This is a genomic window from Streptomyces sp. NRRL WC-3549 (assembly GCF_000721935.1).
GTDB lineage: Bacteria > Actinomycetota > Actinomycetes > Streptomycetales > Streptomycetaceae > Streptomyces.
On the sequence record NZ_KL585437.1, the window covers coordinates 46,736 to 52,209 of the forward strand.

A 5,474-nucleotide genomic window follows, 5' to 3' on the forward strand; every position below is an offset into this window, starting at 1 on the left:
GCGCCAGCCGGTGGCGAGGGCGGCGGCGAGCGAGGCGTCGTCGCGGATGCCTCCGGAGAGCTCGACCTTGATGTCCATGGCACCCGCCACCTCGGCGATCAGCGCACGGTTGTCACCGGTGCCGAAGGCGGCGTCCAGGTCGACCAGGTGCAGCCACTCGGCCCCGGCGCTCTGCCAGGCGAGGGCGGCCTCCAGCGGCGAGCCGTAGGAGGTCTCGGAGCCGGACTCGCCGTGGACGAGGCGGACGGCCTGGCCGTCGCGGACGTCGACGGCGGGGAGCAGTTCAAGCTTCGGCATTACAGCGTCTCGATCCAGTTGGTCAGCAGCTGGGCGCCGGCGTCGCCGGACTTCTCGGGGTGGAACTGGGTGGCCCACAGCGCGCCGTTCTCCACGGCGGCCACGAACCGCTCTCCGTGCGCGGCCCAGGTGACCTTGGGGGCACGGATCTTGGCGTTGGTCACTTCGAGGGACCAGTCGTGCGCCGCGTAGGAGTGCACGAAGTAGTACCGGGTGCCGGCGTCGAGGCCGGCGAAGAGCTGGGAGTCCTCGGGGGCGTCGACGGTGTTCCACCCCATGTGCGGGACGACGTCGGCCTTGAGCGGTCCGACGGTGCCGGGCCACTCGTCCAGGCCCTCCGTCTCGACGCCGTGCTCGATGCCCCGCTCGAAGAGGATCTGCATGCCCACGCAGATGCCCATGACGGGGCGTCCGCCGGCCAGCCTGCGGCCGATGACCCACTCCCCGCGGGCCTTCTTCAGCCCGTCCATGCAGGCGGAGAAGGCGCCGACGCCCGGGACGAGCAGCCCGTCGGCGTTCATCGCGGCGTCGAAGTCCCGGGTGATCTCGACGTCCGCGCCGACGCGGGCCAGGGCCCGCTCGGCGGAACGCACGTTGCCGAAGCCGTAGTCGAAGACGACGACGGACTTCTTCTTGTCACTCACAGTCCCGACCTCAGTCCCAGAGTCCCTGGATCCGCATGACGCCCGCCACGAGGCACATCACGGAGCCGATGCCGAGGAGCACGACGACGCCCTTGGGCATGCCCTGCTTCCAGAAGGAGTAGACGCCGCCGGCCAGGAAGAGGCCGACGACGATCAGCACGGTGTTCAGGCCGGTCACAGGGCGCCCTTCGTGGACGGGATGATGCCGGCCGCGCGCGGGTCGTGCTCGCTGGCGTAGCGCAGGGCACGGGCGAGCGCCTTGAACTGGCACTCCACGATGTGGTGGGCGTTGCGGCCGTACGGCACGTGGACGTGCAGGGCGATCTGCGCCTGGGCCACGAAGGACTCCAGGATGTGCCGGGTCATCGTGGTGTCGTACTCACCGATCATCGGCGCCATCTTCTCCGGCTCGGTGTGCACCAGGTAGGGGCGGCCGGAGAGGTCGACGGTGACCTGGGCGAGCGACTCGTCCAGCGGGACCGTGCAGTTGCCGAAGCGGTAGATGCCGGTCTTGTCGCCGAGCGCCTGTTTGAAGGCGGCACCGAGGGCCAGGGCGGTGTCCTCGATGGTGTGGTGCGAGTCGATGTGCAGGTCGCCGTCGGTCTTGACCGTCAGGTCGAACAGCCCGTGCCGGCCGATCTGGTCGAGCATGTGGTCGTAGAAGCCGACACCGGTCGCGACATCGACCTTGCCGGTGCCGTCGAGGTCGATCTCGACGAGTACGGAGGTCTCCTTGGTGGTCCGTTCCACCCTGCCTACGCGGCTCATGCGTCGTGCTCCTTCTTCAGTTCGCGCACCGCATCGAGGAACGCGTCGTTCTCTTCCGGGGTCCCCGCGGTCACCCGCAGCCACCCCGGTACGCCGTTGTCCCGGACCAGGACGCCCCGGTCGAGGATGTGCTGCCAGGCGGCGCGGCTGTCGGCGAAGCGGCCGAACTGGACGAAGTTGGCGTCCGAGTCGGTGACGGCGAAGCCGAGTGCCCGCAGTCCGTCCACCAGCCGGTCGCGCTCGCTCTTGAGGCGGTCGACGTACCCGAGGAGCGTATCGGTGTGCTCCCTGTCTCTTATACACATCTCCGGGTCGGCGGCGAGGTAGCCGAGGCGCAGCCCGGCGGCGCCGAACGCCTTGGACATGGTGCGCGAGAGCACCAGGTGGCGGCGGCCCTCGATGAGCGGGAGCAGCGAGGGGCGGTGGCTGAACTCGCCGTACGCCTCGTCCACCACGACCATCGACGGGCCCGCGGCCTGCGCGGCGTCGTACAGCTCCACGACGGTGTCCGCGTCGACGGCGGTGCCGGTGGGGTTGTTGGGGGAGGTGATGAAGACCACGTCGGGGCGGTGCTCGGCGACGGCCTTCTTCGCCGCCTCGACGTCGATGGTGAAGTCCTCGTTGCGCGGCCCGGAGATCCAGCCGGTGCCGGTGCCGCGGGCGATGAGGGCGTGCATCGAGTACGAGGGTTCGAAGCCGATCGCGGTGCGGCCGGGGCCGCCGAAGGTCTGGAGGAGCTGCTGGAGGACCTCGTTGGAGCCGTTGGCGGCCCAGACGTTCCCGGGGCCGACCCGGTGCCCGGCGGTGCGGGTGAGGTAGCGGGCCAGCTCGGTGCGGAGTCCGACGGCGTCGCGGTCGGGGTAGCGGTTGAGGCCGCGGGCGGCCTCGCGGACGCGTTCGGCGATGCGGTCGACGAGCGCGTCGGGCAGCGGGTAGGGGTTCTCGTTGGTGTTGAGCCGGACCGGTACGTCGAGCTGGGGCGCGCCGTACGGGGACTGGCCGCGCAGTTCCGCGCGGATCGGGAGCTCGTCCCAGGGGTTGCCGTTCGTCACTGCTGGGGCACCTTCCAACCGAACCTCGCCTTGAGCGCGGCGCCGTGGGCGGGCAGGTCCTCCGCCTCGGCGAGGGTCACCACGTGGTGGGCGACCTCGGCGAGCGCGTCGCGCGTGTAGTCGACGATGTGGATGCCGCGCAGGAAGGACTGCACGGACAGGCCCGAGGAGTGGCAGGCGCAGCCTCCGGTGGGCAGCACGTGGTTGGAGCCCGCGCAGTAGTCGCCGAGGGAGACGGGCGCGTACGGGCCGACGAAGACCGCGCCGGCGTTGCGGACCCGGTCGGCGACGGCGGCGGCGTCGGCGGTCTGGATCTCCAGGTGCTCGGCGGCGTACGCGTCGACGACCTTCAGGCCGTCCTCCACGTCGTTCACCAGGACGATCGCGGACTGGCGGCCGGCCAGGGCCGGTCCGATCCGGTCCTCGACGTGCTTGGTCGCGGCGACCTGGGCGGCCAGCTCGGCCTCGGTGGCGGCGGCCAGTTCCGCGGAGTCGGTGACGAGCACGGCGGCGGCCATCGGGTCGTGCTCGGCCTGGCTGATGAGGTCGGCGGCGACGTGCACCGGGTCGGCGGTCGCGTCCGCGAGGATCGCGATCTCGGTGGGCCCGGCCTCGGCGTCGATGCCGATCCGGCCCTTGAGCAGGCGCTTGGCGGCGGCGACGTAGATGTTGCCGGGGCCCGTGACGAGGTTCACGGGCAGGCAGTCCTCGGTGCCGTACGCGAACATCGCGACGGCCTGGGAGCCTCCGGCCGCGTACACCTCGTCGACGCCGAGCAGCGCGCCGCGCTGCGGCGGGGAGGCCACGGCGACGCCCTCGACGCCCGCCTCCTGGGCCGGGACGACGTTCATCACGACGGACGAGGGGTAGACCGACCGCCCGCCCGGGACGTACAGCCCGACGCGCTCGACGGGCACCCACTTCTCGGTGACGGTGCCGCCGGGGACGACCTGGGTGGTGTGGGTGGTGCGGCGCTGTTCGCGGTGGACGAGGCGGGCGCGGCGGATGGACTCCTCCAGCGCCGCGCGTACGGCGGGGTCGAGCGCGTCCAGCGCGGCGGTGACCGCGGCGGCGGGGACCCTCAGCGCGTCGGGGCGGACGCCGTCGAACTTCTCTCCCCACTCGATCACTGCCGTCGAGCCACGATGGCGTACGTCCTCGCAGATCGGCCGCACCGTCTCCAGGGCGGCTTCCACGTCGAACTCGGCACGGGGCAGCAGGTCGCGCAGGTCGCCGCCCTCGGGGAGGGCGGTGCCGCGCAGATCGATTCGAGAGATCACACCCCAATTCTCTCAGACCGCCCGCGGCGCCCGGCCGCCCGTATCACTGGCTGATACATCTCGTGGCCTTCACCGCTGACCAGGAGTGTTCACTTCGTCACACAAAGGGAAGAACGGCTCTACGAGGCGCGGGTGGTTCCGCGCACGTGGAGGTGAGGCAGTGACCGAACCGCACGACGGAGAGATCCCCGACGGCGTCAGCGCCGCGGAGCTCGGCATGTGGCAGTCCTTCCGCAACGGCACGACCTACGACCTGCGGGCACGCGACCCGGCGCGTGACGACCCCTTCGCCCCGCACGTCTGGGGCCCCGAGCGCAGTGTCGACGCCCGCACGGTGGCGCGCCTGCTCCTGGACGGGCCCCCGGCGCGCCCGGGCCGGGTGGCCGCGCTCAAGCTCCGGGGCGTACGGATCACCGGGAAGCTGGACCTGGCGGGCGGCCGGGTGTCGCCGTACGTGGAGTTCACCGGGTGCCGCTTCGAGCAGGAGGTCGTCCTGCCCGAATGCCACTTCACGACCCTGCGGCTGGTGGGCTGCGCGATGCCGAGGCTGGACGCCGCCAGGTTGCACACGGAGGGTGATCTGCATCTACCGCGCTGCCGGGTCGAGCGGGGCATCCGGCTGACCGACGCGCAGATCGGCACGGACCTGCTGATCAACCAGCTCGCCGTGGGACCCGACCGGCGGGGCCGCGCCTTCGTCGGCGACGGGATGTGCGTGGCGCAGGACCTGCAGGCCGAGATGATCGAGACCCGCGGCGAGCTGAGCCTGCGCGGGGCGACGGTCGGGGGTTCGCTGAGCCTGCGCGGCAGCCGGCTGCGAGCCGTGGACGGACGGCGCGCGCTGAACGCCCCGCAGCTCAGCGTGGAGCGCACGCTGTACATGACCGAGGCGTGGGTGAGCGTGGAGACCGGCAACCAGGGCACCACTCCCCCGTACGGCGTCGCGTACGGGGCCGGCCCGGTCCCCGGGACGCGCTCCCAGATCTTCGAGTGCCGGGGCGCCGTGCGGCTGGACGACGGGCGGTTCGGGGACGCGGTGGACCTCCACCGGGCCAGGTTCGTCCTGACCGGGCCGGAGGAGCTGTCGCTGCGCCGGATCGCCACACCCGAGCTGCGTTTCAACGCGGAGCGTCCGGAGCAGGGCCGGGTGGTGCTCAACGGCGCGAAGGTGGTGACGCTGATCGACGTCTCGACCAGCTGGCCGGGCCCGGGTGGTCTGGCCATGGGCGGCTTCGCGTACGAGAACCTCGTCCCGTACGGCCACTTCCCGCTCTCCCGCCGCCTGGAGTGGGTGCTGGCCGCGACCCCGGAGTACGTCCCGGAGCCGTACGAGCGCCTGGCGGCCGTGCTGCGCAGCTGCGGGGAGGACGCGGACGCCCGCGAGGTCCTGCTCGCCAAGCAGCGCCGCCGCCGCGAGACGCTGCCGGCGGCGG

6 protein-coding genes and 1 pseudogene are annotated in these 5,474 nt (G+C 72.0%); 1 reads left to right on the forward strand and 6 read right to left on the reverse strand.

Features of this window, described 5'->3' with window-relative positions:
• Positions 1-5 precede the first annotated feature (5 nt).
• From IH13_RS0132000 to hisD, 6 genes and pseudogenes are all read right to left on the reverse strand, one after another.
• Positions 6-297: pseudogene (locus tag IH13_RS0132000) on the reverse strand (HisA/HisF-related TIM barrel protein); the annotation flags it as partial.
• Complete coding sequence (hisH, locus tag IH13_RS0132005) at positions 297-941, reverse strand: imidazole glycerol phosphate synthase subunit HisH (protein ID WP_031089913.1); 645 nt, start codon at positions 939-941, stop codon at positions 297-299. The pseudogene IH13_RS0132000 and the gene hisH, both read right to left, overlap by 1 nt.
• Positions 942-951: 10 nt before the next feature.
• The gene (locus IH13_RS44155; protein WP_028440214.1) at positions 952-1,119 is read right to left on the reverse strand and encodes a hypothetical protein; all 168 of its coding nucleotides are present in this window, start codon (positions 1,117-1,119) and stop codon (positions 952-954) included.
• Entirely contained in the window at positions 1,116-1,709 is a 594-nt protein-coding gene (gene hisB, locus IH13_RS0132015; RefSeq protein WP_031089917.1) for an imidazoleglycerol-phosphate dehydratase HisB, read from the reverse strand. The genes IH13_RS44155 and hisB overlap by 4 nt, the downstream gene beginning before the upstream one ends.
• Positions 1,706-2,761 carry a histidinol-phosphate transaminase gene (locus IH13_RS0132020; RefSeq protein ID WP_031089919.1) on the reverse strand — a complete coding sequence of 352 codons (1,056 nt, stop codon included), beginning with the start codon at positions 2,759-2,761 and terminating at the stop codon, positions 1,706-1,708. Before IH13_RS0132020 ends, hisB begins: the two co-directional genes overlap by 4 nt.
• Positions 2,758-4,041: a histidinol dehydrogenase gene (gene hisD, locus IH13_RS0132025; RefSeq protein ID WP_031089921.1), complete on the reverse strand. Its 1,284-nt coding sequence runs from the start codon at positions 4,039-4,041 to the stop codon at positions 2,758-2,760. Before hisD ends, IH13_RS0132020 begins: the two co-directional genes overlap by 4 nt.
• Before the next feature lie 160 nt (positions 4,042-4,201).
• Here hisD and IH13_RS39105 point away from each other — a divergent pair.
• The coding region (locus IH13_RS39105; RefSeq protein WP_031089923.1) for a hypothetical protein at positions 4,202-5,474 on the forward strand (1,273 nt) is incomplete at its 3' end.